Genomic DNA, 16448 nt, shown 5'->3' with positions numbered 1-16448 from the left:
TAACTAAGTTAATCGCATGCTTTAAGCAGTTGATGGTTTAAAAATACTTCTTACGCAGCCAAAAGGCGACCCGGACCAATAAGATCAGGGCGGGGACTTCCACCAAGGGTCCTATGACCCCGGCAAAGGCCTGGCCGGAATCCAGTCCGAAAACGGCAATGGCCACGGCAATGGCGAGCTCAAAATTGTTCCCGGCAGCCGTAAAGGCCACAGAGGCGGTCTTATCGTATTCGGCACCTATGGCCTTACTGAAAAAGAACCCGATGATGAACATCAGGGTAAAGTACACCAAAAGGGGAATGGCGATCACCACAACGTCCATGGGAATCTCCACGATAAGCTCCCCTTTGAGGGAGAACATGATCACGATGGTGAACAACAGGGCGACCAAGGTCATGGGGGAAATGGCGGGTATGAACTTTTGGGCATACCACTGCTCCCCTTTGATTCGGACCAATAGCGTTCGGCTAAGGATGCCCATAAGGAAGGGGATACCCAGATAAATGGCCACACTCTCCGCTATGGTACCAATGGAGATGTCCACTATGGCCCCTTCAAAGCCAAAATACGGGGGCAAAACAGTAATGAAAATCCACGCATAGAAACTATAGGCAAACACTTGGAAGATACTGTTCAGGGCCACCAGCCCCGCACCATATACCGCACTGCCCTCGGCCAGATCATTCCATACCAGTACCATAGCAATGCAACGGGCCAATCCTATCAATATCAACCCGACCATATACTCTGGATAGTCCCTCAAAAAGAGGACGGCCAGAATGAACATCAACACGGGGCCGATGATCCAGTTGAGCACCAGGGAAATGGCCACTATCTTGGTGTTCTTGAACACCTTGGGCAATAGTTTATAATCCACTTTTGCCAAAGGTGGGTACATCATCAGGATGAGGCCTATGGCAATGGGTATGTTGGTGGTGCCACTGTTGAACGAATTGATGATGTCAGGGAAGGATGGGAAAAAGTAACCGATGCCGACCCCTACCGCCATGGCGATAAAGATCCAAAGGGTAAGGTTCCTGTCCAAAAAGCTCAATTTTTTTACTGCCATGTGTTATAATTTGATCAGTGAAAATACATACCAAAGTTCCGTTGCGATCTGTACGCTTCGTTCAAGGTATTTCTCGGCCTGTTGCGGGGAATTGTCAAAGGCCTTGGGGTCCTCAAAGGTGATGGAGATCCGCTTTTCCGCACCGGGCACAAAGGGACAGGCCTCATTGGCCGAATCACAGGTCATGATGGCCCCAAAGCCGGAACTTGGGTTGAAGGCATTGTCCATTTTTTTGGAAAACCCGATCACTGGATGGGCATTTTCCGCAAATTTGATGGCATAAGCGGGATTTTGCCCCTCTGAAAGCTGCTGGATCTGGAACCCTTGTTTTCCCAAGGTTTCCGCCACCATCGGGAACAGGGCCGTGGCCTGGGTGCCCCCCGAATAGCAGAACACGTTCTTGATGTTGAAATGGCACGCCATGGTCTGTGCCCATATCTGGGACAGGTGGCTCCTCCTGGAATTGTGGGTGCAAATGAAATTCAAACGTATTTCCTGATCTTCCAAGACTTTCGACTGGATGAAACCGGCAAGGGGATCAAGGATTTCCCTACGCTCCGGGGAAATGGCATCCTGTTTCAAGGTTGCGATGAATCCCGCTATTTCAGGGAACAAACTAGTGGTCATTTTCATGGTTTGGATTTATGGTTTAACAACAATTACCGTCAGGAGAACAGCAGGGCTCGTTGGTCAATTGGGACAGTCTTACCTTTGGTTTTTTTTCGGGGACCCCACACTGATCCTTGGCAAGACAGTCGGTCATCTTGGTGGTCAACAGAAAATGACCGTCATCAAAGGCAAGGCCATATTTCCCGATAGTGGTACCCTGGTACTCCACTTCGACTTCCAAGGAATCCGCTATGCCCAATACCTTTTGGGACAGTTCGATGATATGTACCAACTTTTCGGGATGCAGCCTGTGGTCATAGTCATCGGCCTCCCACAGTTGGAAGCTTACCACCTCCTCATTGCGCACGGTTCCCCCGCAGTCGATAAAGTGTTTGTGGATCTTGCCCACTTCGGTGACATGGAAATGTCCGGGGACCATTTCCCCGGTGGGCAATTGGAAACCAAGGGTCTTCAATTGGGACAGCACTTCTTTTACTACTGATAATTTCATGGATTGTTTGTTTTAGCTTTGATAATGGCATCGACCTTCGTGGCGACATAGATCATCTCCCCCGCGATAACGGCCTTGTTTTCAAAAAGGATCTCCGCATTTCGGTCCGTCAGCCCATCCTGGACATAGACCTTGACACTGCTGTCCTCGTCCAAATCCAAGGATTCCAGGGTCTTTCTGTTGATGGTCCAACTATAGGAGCCATAACGTACCGAATACGTAAACAGGGATTCCCCCTGTGCATTGGTGACCCTGAACCCATCGTTCTTCAATAGGGCCAGACCGGGAAGGGTCTCGTTGGCGGTATCCAGACCTGCGGATTCTACCTTGAACTTGTCATTTAATCCGTAATACATAAGACCTGTCCTGAGCCAGATCATGGCCAATTGGCCCATATCCTCATTGGTCTGGTCCACAAATACAACGGTATAAGAGGTCTCCCCCATATTGGACACCATCCTGGCGGCAAGTTGGTCCAAAAGCTGGATCTTTTCTTTCGGTATCTGGGGAAAAACGGTCTTCAGTTCCTTTACGGTGCGTTGGATCTTTCCCCTTAGTTTCAGGGAATGTGTGGTCAATGGAAGGCACAGCAACAGCAGTGCCATGGTTCGGATCATTTTTGTTTTCATGGTTTTAGTTTATTTGTTAATCGCAATAAAACGATTAATTAGTTCAAAAAAATACTAACAGCACTCTTGGTCCAGTTCGATCCCCTGATCCAGGAATGCCTTGAACTTATCCTTCATTTCGTTCCAGTTGGCCACATTGACACAGTAACAGACACTAGTACCCTCCACATCGCCCTTGATCAGTCCCATGTTCCGAAGTTCCTTCAAGTGCTGGGAAACGGTGGGCTGTGCCAATCCAATTTCGTCCACAAGGTCACCGCAGACACACGCCTTGACCTTGAAGAGGTGCTGCAATATGGCAATCCGGGCGGGATGGGCAAATACCTTCCCGATGAGGGCGAGCTCATTCTGGTTTTCGGTAAATATTTCGGTCTTGGCCAGTCCCATATTAATTATTTAATCGCAATAATACGATATATTTTTGACCGTTGCAAGAAGGTTCTAAATAATGGCCGCAATATGGGGCTATTGCAATACCTTGAAAAGGTATCCCTGTAGATGCACCGATTTTTAGGGGAGGTTTTCTTCAAAACCAATATCGTTGACAAGCCACTTTTTTAAACGGTTTTTACTATTTATGATGTTCATTTTCCCAATCCTTGATATAAGTATCTAAATTGAGCAATTGATAATTTATCCTTTCTGGATGAAAGTTTTGGATATCATATTCGCCATCAATAGCAACATGTTTGTTATTTACCCATTCTTTTAGTTCTTTATGTTCCGGATGTTTGAACGCTGAAGATTTCGAAACGAACCTAAGTAGTCTTATTGTTTACCGACACTGAAATTACCTACCCGTTCTATATCCTGATGCTTTCGTATTTTTTGATCACCACCTTGTCTATTACGCCCCGGAATGCAAAAACGGGCATGGTATACTACCTTTGCTGGAAAAAATGGCCACCGTAAAACAAAAGTAGGACACCGACCAATACATGGTTATAATGTAATATTGGATGGTTCATATTTGCCCTTTTTCAGTGGTTCCAATGGTCTGCCCCATCCAATGCAACCTACACTACATGACAATATGTATCCAAATACTCTTACGGGTGCTGTTCATCACATGGAATCATTTATGGGTGCATTTATTTTTCAGTCCTCCCGCCTTTGGGCCAGTGATTTAAAGGCTTTTTAGTCGCTTCATGACAAAACATCTATTTATTTAAATATCAGAAATTTGCGAATGATTAAATAAAGCACAAAAAAATACGATGTGATCGTATTTCGACTACCTTTGATACGAAATTTATGTGCTCCCAAGGGTAGGGGCGAAAACTCCCAACAAAGTTATTTTTTGGATTCGGGCTTTGGAATCTCTGGAGATCTATACCAAAAGTATCCTTATGGATAAGGAACCGAACCCATTACTGATCTTCACGGTCTTTATTGGATTGCCACGGAAGTAACCGCTCCTTGGAGTAAATGGGAGTAGTTTACATCAGTGGGGAGTTTATCGGCATAGAAGGCCGGCCAATAACGTTAAATACCAACAACTGACAAAAATTCGAAGAAAAAGGCGTGTATGGAGTAGACAGAAACATTTTTTACAGATCACATGCGGACCATTGTTATAATCCCCGCTAAAAGCGACCGATCTTGAGGTGATATAGTTTTCGGTGAGACCCATTACAAAAACCTATTAAAATTTACCGAAAAATGAGAAAGCCCTTTTTACTGTTTACCTTCCTTGTCATCCTAATAACCATATCCAAAGTCCTTGAAAAACATGGGCCTACGACAGTATTGGAATACTCTGGTGTTATATCCGTCGGGTTGCCGGTGAAAAATGGGGCAGATCCAAACCTTTCCAATAAAGTGACTGAAGCGGACCCTTATCTTCTCGCAAAGAACGAACCAAATGGGAATGATGAATGTGCCAGTTTTCATTCGAGCATCTTTGTGAACTTTGCCCTTGATCAAGATCTGTAAGCTTTCAGATTGGATTTGAGGGAGATGTGAATATCGGTTTTAAATATAGTTGACATGGAAACACCATTGGATTTAATCGCCCCGGAAATGAAGAGAAGGCACCCATCATCTGGGCATTTGGCCCATGCACACCAGATTGCAGAAGCCATTTCCGTCCCTTCCTGTAAAACAATGTTCAGGGGCAGGCTCATTGTTTCCGATAATGACGAACTATTCTTTGAAAGATATAAGGGCGAGTTTGTCTATATCTTCAAATATGGTGTGGTCTGTACCTATAATGCCGGCCCGGAGGAAAGGGAGAAGGTGATAGATGAGGTCCTGCCCCATTACAAAAATCCGCTGGAGACCAGACTAGTGGAAAAAATAGAGATATGTGTGGGCAATAAGGAGGACAAGATCACTTATGATAAGGTCAATCTTGCCAAGTTCCATGTGGATGCACTCCGGTTGATCATGCTCCATGTATCCCAATCCATTGCGTTGAACAGATATGCCTGGATATCAGGGGAAATTTTGGCGGATACCGAAAAGCACACCTCCAATCTGGAAGTGAACGGCCGGTTGAGCATTGGAGGGACAAAGCTTAAAAAATACATTGGCAGGGTACTCAATGTGAAAAACAGGATTTCAGAGAACCTCTATATTTTCGATTCGCCAGAAGCAACTTGGGAAGATGGGGAACTGAACAAACTCGATCAGCACCTTAAGGCCACTTTTGATCTTAAGAATAGATATAGGAGCATACACGACCAGTTAGAGATCATCAAGGATAACCTGGATCTCTTTAAGGAGATTACCTTTCATCGCGAGAACAACCGGTTGGAATGGGTGATCATTATCCTCATCCTTGTCGAGGTCATGGACCTGCTGCTTATAAAGTTCATCAATTAAACCTTTTATATGGAAGTAGTAAACCTTTTGGAATACAACGAACACAAAAATAGGATTGCCCATTTTGCGTCCATCGTCAGATTGGTCACGAAGGATGGCTCGGTGGACCCTCAAGAAGAAAAAGTGATCCGCAGACTGTCCGAGAAAATGGATATTAAACCAGAGGATTATCGACGTATAGTGGCGCACCCCGAAAAATACGTCCCAACCCCCGCCAAGGGTGTTGAGGAAAGGCTGGAAGGCATTTATACCCTGTTCAGGACCGTTTATACAGAACATTATATGAATGACCAAGAACAGAAATTGGTGCTAAGATATGCCGTTGAACTGGGCTATTCCGAGGAAAAGGCAAAAGAAATCTTGGAGAATTCGGTGAGGATATTTACCAGCAAATTGAGCAGTAAGGAATATCGCATGTTGATTCAGGGTTGATCTTTAAACGAAATAGCGCTCCCAAGTATAATTAGGTCAAAAAAGGGTATGATGACAAAAAAGAAGGAAGATTCATTTGAAGAGATATTCTCCGATTTCCATTTTGATATAAAACGATGGAAATCGCTGATTGGCCATATGGAAAATGAGATTGTGTTCCTTGATCGTTTATTGGGCTCGGATGTTTTCGACACTGTGTCGACAGATACCATGAGGGAACAGAACCACTTGTACAAAAAAAGGATCAAGACCAAGAGGGATATGATTGTCGATATCAAATCGGAGGTGACCAACCATCATGGTCTGTTATTGGGAATGCCCAAAGGGAAGAACGCCGATAGGGACAACGTTTTTAGGGAACAACACGGGTCCCTGAAAGATCGTTTTGAAAAATTCTGTAAAGAATTCAATGATTTCAGGGCCAGGGTATTGCTTCAAACGGGAAGTGTTCTCTGACCTTGCAATATAATCCAGGATTGTAATCTTGACATCATTAATTGAGAGGGGCCATCAAGAGTAGGGCCAATTAAAAAAAATCCATTTTTGCACCACTTTATAGATAAAGTTTAAAACCAGCTGTTTTAATAATTATCGTTGGATGCAATAAGAGAAGAACGTTAAAAGCGTATTATTTAAGCCACCTCATTTACGGCTTTATATGGATGCTAACCAATAACATATTAGTAATTTGACCATACTTGATTGTGTCCGACGTTTTCACATGACCCTCTATTTTAAAAAATCTCTAAAACTATCTTTGTTGATCACTGTAATTTGGGCATCATAAGCGGTTTCAAAAGCTTTAGGAACTTTTACTTTACTTTTTGGATTCCACTTGATTTCAAACGCCTCTAGTTTTCCAGCCTCTTCTTCAACATAGTCAATCTCTTGTTGCGATACCGTTCTCCAAAAATAGCCTTTGGCCAGTGAACCAGTATATGAATTATGCTTCAAACGTTCGGCTATTAAAAAATTCTCCCAGAGGTTGCCCTTATCTTGGCGAATTTCCATAGGATTCAAATCACCTATAATCATATTGCGAACACCGGTATCGTAGAAATAGATTTTTTGATTGGTCTTGATTTCGTTTCGTAAATTTTTACTGAAACTTGGGAGCTTGAATATGACATACGCCTGACAAAGTAAATCAATGTACGTAGCTACTGTTTTTTTATCTATACCTATGAGCTGTGACAATTCATTATAACTTACCTCGCTGCCTATTTGGAAGGCTAAGGCTCTTAATAGTTTTTCTAAAACCTCCGGTTTTCGAATGCCACCATAGCTTAGAATGTCCTTATATAAATAACTGTCGGCAAGTTGTTTTAAGATTTCCTTTTCTGCTCCGAAATTATTGATGACATCTGGATACATTCCATAAATAACACGCAGCTCAAGCTGCTGTTCGGCTTTAAGATATCCTACATTGGATTCAAATTCTGTCCAAGAGATAGGGTAGAGCTGATATTCCCATTTTCTGCCGGTAAGAGGCTCCTGGGTATGGTTGTTCAGTTCAAAAGCCGATGAGCCGCTCACCAGTAATTGAACTCCTTTAAGTTGATCGGTAATTAACTTAAGGGTAAGTCCTATATTATCGATTCGTTGGGCCTCATCAATAAATACAGTCTTGAAATCACCAATAATATTTTTGAGTTGCTCTGAATTGGGACTGGAAAGTAGTTTTCGGACAGTAGGATCATCCCCGTTTAAAAATAGGTAATCCTTATCCTCGAGCAATTTATTGAAAAGCGTAGTTTTACCTACTTGCCTTGGACCAATCAATAGAATAGCCTTTCCTGTACCAAAACGATTTTTTATTTTCTCTTCTAAACTCCTATTTATCATATTTAGGGATTGTATTCCCCAAATATAGTCATATTTAGGGATTATACTCCTTGATTATAAGCCGCTCTCTTAAATAGATCGATAGGTCTTTTATAGTCGATGAACTGATGTCTTCTTTCATGGTTATAAGAATCAAAGTACACCGCCAATGATAGAAAAGGGTCAATACGGTCGCTTGGAGGGTTCAAGTATATCTTCTCGTATTTCACGCTTCTCAATAGCATTGCGACAAGGGTACGTTCAGTATGCCAAACCAGTGTTTCCATTAAAAATGCAGTTTATACCGGAAATTTTATGGTAACAGCAACATTGTATTTTTCCGCATTGATATTTTTTAATTCAAAACTGTAGTTCTTGCCAAAAGTGGATAGGACGGTCTTAGTATACCACCCGCGCCGGGTTAAAGAGAGCATGGCAAAAATTAAAATAAACTCTTTTATGACATAGTCTGAAACGGTTTTTTTGGATGGCTTAAAGAATTCCGTTTTCAGTGGTTCGCTTTGACCGTTTTTTGCACTATATCTCTTTTTACAGGTATATGTGGATTTATGAATTTTGTGGTTTTAACTTTGAGTGAAGCTTTTACATTCATCAATTATCAGGATAGATGCTAAAACGGGAAGGTTGGATAAACCTGGCACTCCATAATGACCATTCGTTAATATGGTCTCTTCCATCCTAAAAAGCCATAGCCATGAATTCTCCCGAAAAACCAAAATTATCCAGAAAATTTGCGTAACTTCATAAGGAAACCTCCTGCCCGATTTTGATATCCACCTTCCCCCTACGGAACAGTATAAGAAAGTGGCTCCCTGATTTTTCGTCCAGTAAAAAATATAGAAGCCCATGAACCCATTCAATGTGACCCAAAAACTGATCGACCACCACCTTATTGAAGGCGAAGCCATCCCCGGAAGGGAAATAGGGATAAGGATCGACCAGGCCCTTTTACAGGATGCAACCGGAACCTTAGTCCAGCTTGAACTGGAAGCCATGGGCCTAAAAAGGGCTAAAACGGAAATAGCGGTCCAATATGTGGACCATAACCTGTTGCAAACCGACCATAAGAATGCGGACGACCATTTATTTCTTTATACGGCAGCTCAGCGGTTTGGTTTATGGTACAGCCGTCCCGGCAATGGTGTAAGCCACCCCGTCCACATGCAACGGTTCGGAATCCCCGGAAAAACACTGGTTGGTTCCGATAGCCACAGTTGTGCCGCTGGATCGCTTGGAATGCTCGCCATAGGAACGGGAGGACTTGATGTGGCGTCGGTGATTGCCGGGGAACCATATTATGTGAAAATGCCGCAGATCATGGGGGTGAAGCTTACAGGGAACCTTCCCGAGTGGGTCAGTGCCAAGGATATCGTCCTGGAAATGTTGCGGAGGTATGGGGTAAAAGGAGGTGTCGGCAAGATTATGGAATATTATGGTGACGGATTGAAAAACCTTAGTGCCATGGACAGGCATGTTATTGCCAATATGGGGGCGGAACTGGGTGCCACCAGTACGGTTTTTCCCAGTGACCATGAAACATATCGCTTTTTAAAGGCGCAGGGGAGACCTGGGGACTGGGTCGAAATCATTTCAGATAAGGATTGTAAATATGACCTAAACGAAGAAATTGTCCTGGATGGGTTGGAACCTTTAATTGCGCTGCCGTCCAGTCCGGGAAATGTGGTCCCCGTGAGAGAGGTGGCCGGAAGATCCGTTGGACAGGTCGTAATTGGATCATCTGCCAACCCCGGACTACGGGACTTTTGGATCGCTGGTCATATTGTTAAAAACAGAACGGTCAATAATGGGGTGTCCTTTGATATCAACCCGACGTCGAGACAGCTTATCCTGAATATGATCAAGAACCATAGTTTTGCAAATTTGATCAAGGCAGGGGCTAGGTTCCACCAATCAGGATGCATGGGCTGTATTGGGATGGGACAGGCTCCATCTTCAAATACCATAAGCTTGAGGACTATGCCAAGGAATTTTCCCAGCAGGTCGGGAACTGAAGATGACCAAGTGTACCTGTGCAGTCCTGAAACGGCAGCCGCATCAGCTTTGACAGGGAAAATTACCGATCCCAGGGATTTGGGGAAATTATTCGATATACCGTATCCTACCTATTCTAGCCCCGAAAAAGAGATCATAAATTCCGACCTTTTGGTGGCACCACTTGAAGATGGGTCTGGAGTTCAATTGGAGAAAGGCCCCAACATAAAGGAGCTACCGCATTTTTCACCTATGTCCGATCAATACAATATCCCTGTATTGTTAAAAATGGGGGATAATGTATCCACCGATGAAATTCTCAAAGCAGGAGCGGACGTGTTGCCATTTAGGAGCAACATCCCTGAAATCAGTAAATATACCTATTCAGTGATAGACCCCACTTTTTACGAAAGGGCAATCAAAGCCAAACCAATATATGGGGGGCATGTCGTCATAGCAGGCGAAAACTATGCCCAAGGGTCAAGTAGGGAACACGCTGCTTTGGCCCCAAAATATTTGGGGCAGGTATGTGTAATAGCCAAGTCCTATGCAAGGATTGCTTGGCAAAACCTGATAAACTTTGGTATACTCCCCCTTGAATTTATACATGAAGAGGACTATGATAATATAGAGCAAGGAAGTATGCTAAGTTTTGTAAACTTGCGAGCTGGTATCAAAAGCAGGATCGGGATCCCCATAAGGGCAACCAATGCGTCCGGACAACTGTTTGAATTTGAAGCGGTACATACCATGAGCGATCGACAGATGGAAGTACTTTTAAAAGGAGGGGTGATCAGCGATTTTCAAGAAAAATTAAAACGCCGAACTGATTGAACCCCAATGGGAAGTACACCTGGCTCTTGACCAAAGGTTCTGGGCAAGGGCCCTATGATAAGATAACCAGAATGGTTTTCAAGATATAAATGTCCCTTTTAACGTTAACATTCCATACCATGATCGACACACAATTTTCAAAAATGATCTCCCATGAAATAACGGAAAGATTGGCCTATGCGCCCAACGCCATATCCACCATCTCGGTGCTAAAGAAAAAAACGGGGGAGATCAAGGCAATGTCCTTTGATGTGGGAATGGAACTAAAGGGCAAGGGGTCTACAAAATCCATATTTTTTGAGATCATAGAAGGTAAGGCTCAAATAACCATGGACAACGAAACGACCCTCTTGAAATTGGGGGACACCGTAGTTATCCCAAAGTTTACGGATTATTTGATTGTTGCGACACATAGGTTCAAAATGATATCCATAGATTTGAACTTAACCCTGAAATGTTTGCGACTGAACAAAAAATCCACCGTAAACAAACTGTACAAAGCGGGACAAATCGTCTATTCCAGTAAAAACCCAAAAAAGGCATTGATCGTCAGGGCATTCCTGAATAAAATATACTATTGCTATGTCAAGGATTCTCCGGATGATAAGGAAGAGGTGTATTTTGAAAGGGAATTGTCCCTTTGACTTTCTTGCACCTTATAAGGGTTATTTCCCATCACCTCAGTACACATGGAAAATCCATTGATCAAAGTTCCCATATCAATTGCTCCAAGGCAGTTTTTTTGATTGACAAGCCAAGGGGCATCCGTTGGGCATCCGGGCATTTGATGGCCGAAGTCTCCTTTGGTCCATCTTATTGCCCTTGGGCCAAAAAGGGGTAAAAGAAAGGTGTGGAAATTAGGGCAATTACTGCCACAATAAATAGAAAAATCCCTATTTCTAGGGATTCTGCATGAACAAATCAAATAAATTCCATTTATTCCATACCATCAAATTCGTCAACCATAAAGAATTCTCTATCCGCGGTATTCGCAAACTGGATTCCCTTGCCCATGATATAATCCATGGTCCTATTGGCTACAGATATGGCAAATCCCTTTTCAGTGGACACCAATTTAAAAGTATCTGCAACCTGTTTGTCATATCGTAAGGCTATGACACTATTGTCACGTGGATTGGCATTGTTTGTGACGGTAATGAGTTTCGATACTTTGACAGGAGTGTTTATCCTGTCTTTATCAACTTTTCCCATATCTGCAAGAGCAAACATGGTTTTGTAATTCCGGCTCTCTTGTACCGTAACGGAATAAGGCATTTCAACACCTTCTTTGATGTAGTTGAAGGTGTTGGTAGTGGTTGAGTTCAGGATCCCTGTCGGGCCATTTTGGGCGTGCGCCTGGATCATGGCAAGCAGTACTATCATACTCGCGATCTGTTTTAAATTTTTCATGCTTTCGTTATTAAAGGGTTATACTTGTTTTTTTATTCAATGGGACCTGTACCAGGCCAGTGGCCAGTGTTGAAATGTTGGCTGTTCGGGATTGCCATGTTGTGGGGAGGTCTATACATTGCCGCGCCACGGAAAACCTACCCTGATTCTATTCTCGGGGCCAAAGGGATATCCTTTTTTTTACTCCCAGATATCTTCGAGAGTTCCATTGGAACATGATCAAGGGAAGGTCAAGTGGATGATCATAGTGGGTGAACTATCGGGGGGAGATCCATATGGGACTTGTTTTCTTAGGGCAAAGGGGTGGTCAACCTTCTAGGGTTTTCTTCGTTTCTTGGTACTCTTCCTTATTGATTTCCCCGGAAGCAAAGCGTTTTTTCAGTATATCACCTGTGGTGTCTTTCTTGGTTCCTTGCCCAAGAATTTTATATGGTATGGCAAAAATCAAGAAAAGTAGGATGCCCCAAACGAACCACCATATAAAGTGCATTCCCAAAAAATGATAACTGTTGTAATACATGGTGGCTTTATTTTGTTAAATGGGAACGCAGGAACCAAGCCATTTTTTCATGGGTAATCATAAGACTGGTAATAAAATCACTGCTGCCCGCATCATGAAAATCATCGGTAAACGATTTTATATGACCTCGTAAATCCATAATAATACGTTCATGATCGGCCAGTAGTTCTTTGATGAACCCTTGGCTATCGTTTCTCTCACTTTCTGACTCTGTCAGATGGGACAAATTTAGATACGATTTTAACGTAGCCGGTGCATAGTGGCCAATGGAACGTATACGCTCCGCGACGCTATCCATGATTTCATCCAATTGTTTAAATTGAAATTCAAAGAATTTATGCTTATCATAAAAATCGTCCCCTTCAACATGCCAATGGGCCTTTTTTGTCTTGATGTAAAGTACCGTTTCGTCCGCTAAATTTTTTGCCAATACCTTGGCAACCCCCTGTCGGTTGATTTCGACCATCCTTGTCACTATTTTCATGATGTTCTGTTTTATGTTATCCATTTTTTGCCCCGTTTCCCATGGCTTTTTCCAATGGTCTGGTCCAAAATTGGAAATATCCGGGCTTCCTTGAACCCACTTCCGTTTCCATGCTCCAACCTTATCCCTTCTGTTTTTTCCCAATCGAATGGGGGAACCTTCAAATAGGGTTGGAGTCGCCAGGATTGGAATACATTACAAACCCCTGTCGATGTAAGAGAAAACGGTGGAAGAAAATTCCCCCACCATTTTGCAAGGGTTAAAGAACCAACAGGTAATCATATTCGACTGACAATTCATTTTTTACATCGCAGATACCACGAGCCTTCCACACAACGCGGCCCGCTTCTTCTTTTTGATACCAAGAATTTACTTTTCCGCTCAATGTGACGGTTGTTCCGGATACGGATACGTCGATATCACTATCATCGATCGAACTTCTTCTTAGTGCACTTTCAACGGCACTCAGTTCAATTGTTCCGTTGCTTTCGGATTTGATCTTGATATTATTGCTCACACCTTTTACCCCTGAAAGACCATGTATGGCTATTTTTGCTGCTTCCCTTTGGTAATTCCAGGGCAGCTCACCCGCCAATGTGACCCATCCATCCTCTACTTTTGCTGTCACCTTATCATTGGGAACATAGTGATTGACCTTCAAGGCGTCCAAGACTTCAGCAGTGACTTCGGCATCCGTTTTTGCCCAATTGCCTGGAAACCTCACTTCAATATTTTCAACCAAGGCTTTCACGCCAATGACTTTTTTGGCCGCATCTTCCGCTTCCATTTTTTTTGTATAACTGTCCACCACACCGGTCAAAGAAACAACACCATCCTTGGCTGTGACCCCAATTTCAGCTACATGTAACAAAGGCTCCCATTTAATGGCATTCTGAACATCAACCTGTAATTCTGCATTCGTTTTCATAGGAATTATTTTTATGTTGTGAATGAATTTTCACAATGGCATAAAGGTCATCCTTATACCTGACCAATACGATACACAATGATCAAAATGAATTGCATAATTCACACATGGTATTTGGTCGCGCCAAAAAAACTATGGATAAAGTATTTACCGTTAGTTATATCATCATGATATTTGGAAGCAAGGACTCGAAGCCCCATAGCGGTGCCAAGTGACCATGTCATGGGGAGATAATTGCAAAAAGATAAACCACAAAGATCGTTAAAAGTACGATTCCCTGCAGCACATTGGTACGCCCAGTGGCCAATGACAGTACAATGGTAAACTGGGCCAGTACCAATAAAACCATGGCCTTTATATCAATGCCAAGTGTTATTTTCATTCCCGTTATAATGGATACTATAGCAACTGTCGGTATGGTGAGGCCGATACTTGCAAGAGCTGAGCCCAAGGCAAGGTTAAGGCTGGTCTGGAGGCGGTTTTTTCTGGCAGCGCGATAGGCGGCAAGTCCCTCGGGCAATAACACTACTGCCGCTATGATCACCCCGACCAGGGATTTTGGAGCCCCTGCATTCAAAACGATGTTTTCTATATCGGATGTAAGGGCCTTGGCGAGCAGTACCACTATGCCAAGACACAAAACCAACAATAGGGCACTTATAAATGTTTCCATTACCGTCGGGGGAGGGGGTAGCACATTTTTGTTCTCAGTGGTTTCGGGGGATAAAAAAAATGCGCGATGCCGTACGGTCTGCACCATTACAAATGTGATATACAGGACAAGACAAGCTATCGCAACAAAGAGCAATTGGGTAGGATTGTTTGTGGAACCATTCAGACTTGGAGTGAATTTGGGAAGGATAAGGGCGAACACCAATATGGCGGTAAGGGTAACCAAAGCTGCACTAACACCCTGGAGCCTGAACACCTGTTCCTTGTAACGTATGGCCCCTACCAGTATGCAGATCCCTATGATCCCCGTGAGGATTATCATTACCGATGCCAAAACCGTATCACGGGCAAGCGTAACTGCCTCAAGCCGCCCCCCGTTCAGCATCAATGAAACGATCAGTGCCACTTCGATCACCGTAATCGCTGATGCCAGCAACAATGTACCAAAAGGTTCTCCCACCCTATAGGCGATAACCTCCGCATGGTGTACCGCAGCAATGACGGATCCGATCAGTAAAATGCCAAGGAACAGAGAATAGAGTTCCCCCAGATCCAGCGGAATGCCAAAATAGGCGAGCCATGCCAAAATTGGTATCGCAATGGTCCACAATAGAAGGTATCGCTTTTTACTCATAATTGAATCAGGGGGTAAAGAGCTCCCGTTAAAGAATAATGGGGCATAAAAGAGAGTATCCAAGAACATCGCTGCATGTTCTTGGATACTCTGGGGATTGTACTTGTCGTTCTTATGTATAAATTGTGGTTACCCGGATTTTCGTCCCTGAACCATACTTAATATGATTGCAATTATCGCGATGACCAATAGGATATGGATGATTCCCCCGGCATGATATCCAAGAAATCCAATGGCCCATGCAATGATCAATACCACGGCCACCGTGTAAAGTGAGTTTGCCATAATGTTAGCTTTTTGTAGAGATTAGTTCGTATTATTTTTGGTCAGATCTTTTAATGCTCGTCCCAAGCTATCCATATCTTGATCAAATTCAACCTTAAATGATTCCCATTCATCATCGCCCTCATCCTTATAGTAGCTCATTTTTTCTTTCAACGATTGGTTTTTTTGTTCCAATGCGGCAAGTTCTTTTTCAAAATCCTGTTTGGCCGCATTGCTTTCCATTTTGGCTTTCGCCTTTAATTCGGCAATGACCTTTTCGTTTTCTGCAATTTTATTGTCCGATTCCAGTTTGAAAGCCTCATATCTAAGGACATATTCTTTCTTGGCCTCATCTAGACTTTCCTTTGCTTCCACTAGATTTTCCTTGGCCTCACCTGTATTTATTGTCTCCTTGTCTTTGGCGGGCGATTTGCAGCCATTGAACACTATGACGGCCATGGCAACGGAAGCCAATCCAAAGATCAGGGTTGATATTTTTTTTGTCTTGTAGTTCATGATTTAAATTTTTAAGTGAAACATTTCACAGGACAAAGATGGTCCGATAACCATTGATAAGTGTTATGCAGTAAGCTGTATTAGTTGCATGATTCACACATTTTCCTAGGGGCAGGTCCCATATTCTTCCCAATTGCTTGTACATTGAGGACAAATCTCTTGGAACGGGTGATAAAAGAAGAAACAACCAATGTAGACTTTTGGCAATTCCCACAAAAAATTGGAACCTTGGACCAAACCCATCCAAGCCCATCGAAAAACCCATACAACCCA

20 protein-coding genes are annotated in these 16448 nt (G+C 43.2%); 6 read left to right on the top strand and 14 right to left on the bottom strand.

The annotated features are described in order from the left end of the window. Positions 1 to 37 precede the first annotated feature (37 nt). Genes arsB through PY092_RS12865 form a run of 5 tightly spaced genes read right to left on the bottom strand, consistent with a single transcriptional unit; the run spans position 38 to position 3205 of the window. Entirely contained in the window at positions 38 to 1069 is a 1032-nt protein-coding gene (gene arsB / locus PY092_RS12885) for an ACR3 family arsenite efflux transporter (protein WP_275616211.1), read from the bottom strand. Positions 1070 to 1072: 3 nt separating this feature from the next. Next, complete coding sequence (locus PY092_RS12880; RefSeq protein ID WP_275616210.1) at positions 1073 to 1696, bottom strand: low molecular weight phosphatase family protein; 624 nt, start codon at positions 1694 to 1696, stop codon at positions 1073 to 1075. Between the two features lie 22 nt (positions 1697 to 1718). Beyond that, a complete protein-coding gene (locus PY092_RS12875) occupies positions 1719 to 2189 on the bottom strand; it encodes a DUF6428 family protein (RefSeq protein WP_275616209.1) in 471 nt (156 codons plus the stop codon). Next, complete coding sequence (locus PY092_RS12870; protein ID WP_275616208.1) at positions 2186 to 2818, bottom strand: hypothetical protein; 633 nt, start codon at positions 2816 to 2818, stop codon at positions 2186 to 2188. Before PY092_RS12870 ends, PY092_RS12875 begins: the two co-directional genes overlap by 4 nt. A 54-nt stretch (positions 2819 to 2872) precedes the next feature. Beyond that, the gene (locus tag PY092_RS12865) at positions 2873 to 3205 is read right to left on the bottom strand and encodes an ArsR/SmtB family transcription factor (protein WP_036379071.1); all 333 of its coding nucleotides are present in this window, start codon (positions 3203 to 3205) and stop codon (positions 2873 to 2875) included. Positions 3206 to 4480: 1275 nt separating this feature from the next. Between PY092_RS12865 and PY092_RS12860 the strand changes: the two genes are divergently transcribed. Genes PY092_RS12860 through PY092_RS12845 form a run of 4 tightly spaced genes read left to right on the top strand, consistent with a single transcriptional unit; the run spans position 4481 to position 6532 of the window. Next, complete coding sequence (locus PY092_RS12860; RefSeq protein WP_275616207.1) at positions 4481 to 4753, top strand: hypothetical protein; 273 nt, start codon at positions 4481 to 4483, stop codon at positions 4751 to 4753. Between the two features lie 54 nt (positions 4754 to 4807). Then, positions 4808 to 5644, top strand: coding sequence for an RMD1 family protein (locus tag PY092_RS12855; protein ID WP_275616206.1), 837 nt, complete (start codon positions 4808 to 4810; stop codon positions 5642 to 5644). Positions 5645 to 5653: 9 nt separating this feature from the next. Continuing rightward, on the top strand, positions 5654 to 6076 hold the full coding sequence (locus PY092_RS12850; protein WP_275616205.1) for a hypothetical protein: 423 nt from the start codon (positions 5654 to 5656) through the stop codon (positions 6074 to 6076). A gap of 48 nt (positions 6077 to 6124) precedes the next feature. After that, positions 6125 to 6532 (top strand): hypothetical protein, encoded by a 408-nt coding sequence (locus tag PY092_RS12845; protein ID WP_275616204.1) that lies wholly within the window; start codon positions 6125 to 6127, stop codon positions 6530 to 6532. A gap of 273 nt (positions 6533 to 6805) precedes the next feature. Here PY092_RS12845 and PY092_RS12840 read toward each other — a convergent pair whose 3' ends face one another. Next, positions 6806 to 7921, bottom strand: a complete 1116-nt coding sequence (locus PY092_RS12840) for an ATP-binding protein (protein ID WP_275616203.1) — start codon at positions 7919 to 7921, stop codon at positions 6806 to 6808. Positions 7922 to 7962: 41 nt separating this feature from the next. Beyond that, positions 7963 to 8187, bottom strand: a complete 225-nt coding sequence (locus PY092_RS12835) for a hypothetical protein (protein WP_275616202.1) — start codon at positions 8185 to 8187, stop codon at positions 7963 to 7965. Positions 8188 to 8767: 580 nt separating this feature from the next. On the opposite strand from PY092_RS12835, the gene PY092_RS12830 reads away from it, so the two are divergent. Then, positions 8768 to 10747 (top strand): aconitate hydratase, encoded by a 1980-nt coding sequence (locus tag PY092_RS12830; protein ID WP_275616201.1) that lies wholly within the window; start codon positions 8768 to 8770, stop codon positions 10745 to 10747. Positions 10748 to 10866: 119 nt separating this feature from the next. Further along, entirely contained in the window at positions 10867 to 11391 is a 525-nt protein-coding gene (locus tag PY092_RS12825) for a cupin domain-containing protein (RefSeq protein WP_275616200.1), read from the top strand. Between the two features lie 292 nt (positions 11392 to 11683). Here PY092_RS12825 and PY092_RS12820 read toward each other — a convergent pair whose 3' ends face one another. The 7 genes from PY092_RS12820 to PY092_RS12790 all read right to left on the bottom strand — a co-directional run bounded on the left by PY092_RS12820 (position 11684) and on the right by PY092_RS12790 (position 16175). Next, complete coding sequence (locus tag PY092_RS12820) at positions 11684 to 12157, bottom strand: hypothetical protein (RefSeq protein ID WP_275616199.1); 474 nt, start codon at positions 12155 to 12157, stop codon at positions 11684 to 11686. 307 nt (positions 12158 to 12464) lie between these two features. Continuing rightward, positions 12465 to 12677, bottom strand: coding sequence for an SHOCT domain-containing protein (locus PY092_RS12815; protein ID WP_275616198.1), 213 nt, complete (start codon positions 12675 to 12677; stop codon positions 12465 to 12467). 7 nt (positions 12678 to 12684) lie between these two features. After that, positions 12685 to 13161, bottom strand: coding sequence for a Dps family protein (locus PY092_RS12810; RefSeq protein ID WP_275616197.1), 477 nt, complete (start codon positions 13159 to 13161; stop codon positions 12685 to 12687). 259 nt (positions 13162 to 13420) lie between these two features. Further along, positions 13421 to 14089 (bottom strand): BON domain-containing protein, encoded by a 669-nt coding sequence (locus PY092_RS12805; protein WP_275616196.1) that lies wholly within the window; start codon positions 14087 to 14089, stop codon positions 13421 to 13423. Between the two features lie 220 nt (positions 14090 to 14309). Beyond that, complete coding sequence (locus PY092_RS12800) at positions 14310 to 15395, bottom strand: calcium:cation antiporter (RefSeq protein WP_275616195.1); 1086 nt, start codon at positions 15393 to 15395, stop codon at positions 14310 to 14312. 129 nt (positions 15396 to 15524) lie between these two features. Then, positions 15525 to 15680 carry a lmo0937 family membrane protein gene (locus tag PY092_RS12795; protein ID WP_207098917.1) on the bottom strand — a complete coding sequence of 52 codons (156 nt, stop codon included), beginning with the start codon at positions 15678 to 15680 and terminating at the stop codon, positions 15525 to 15527. Positions 15681 to 15701: 21 nt separating this feature from the next. Continuing rightward, positions 15702 to 16175, bottom strand: a complete 474-nt coding sequence (locus PY092_RS12790) for a sll1863 family stress response protein (RefSeq protein ID WP_207098918.1) — start codon at positions 16173 to 16175, stop codon at positions 15702 to 15704. Between the last annotated feature and the right edge of the window lie 273 nt (positions 16176 to 16448).

The organism is Flagellimonas yonaguniensis, assembly GCF_029193885.1.
GTDB lineage: Bacteria > Bacteroidota > Bacteroidia > Flavobacteriales > Flavobacteriaceae > Flagellimonas > Flagellimonas yonaguniensis.
Note: the sequence above shows the minus strand (reverse complement) of the source record. Positions and strands in the feature narration are given on the sequence as shown.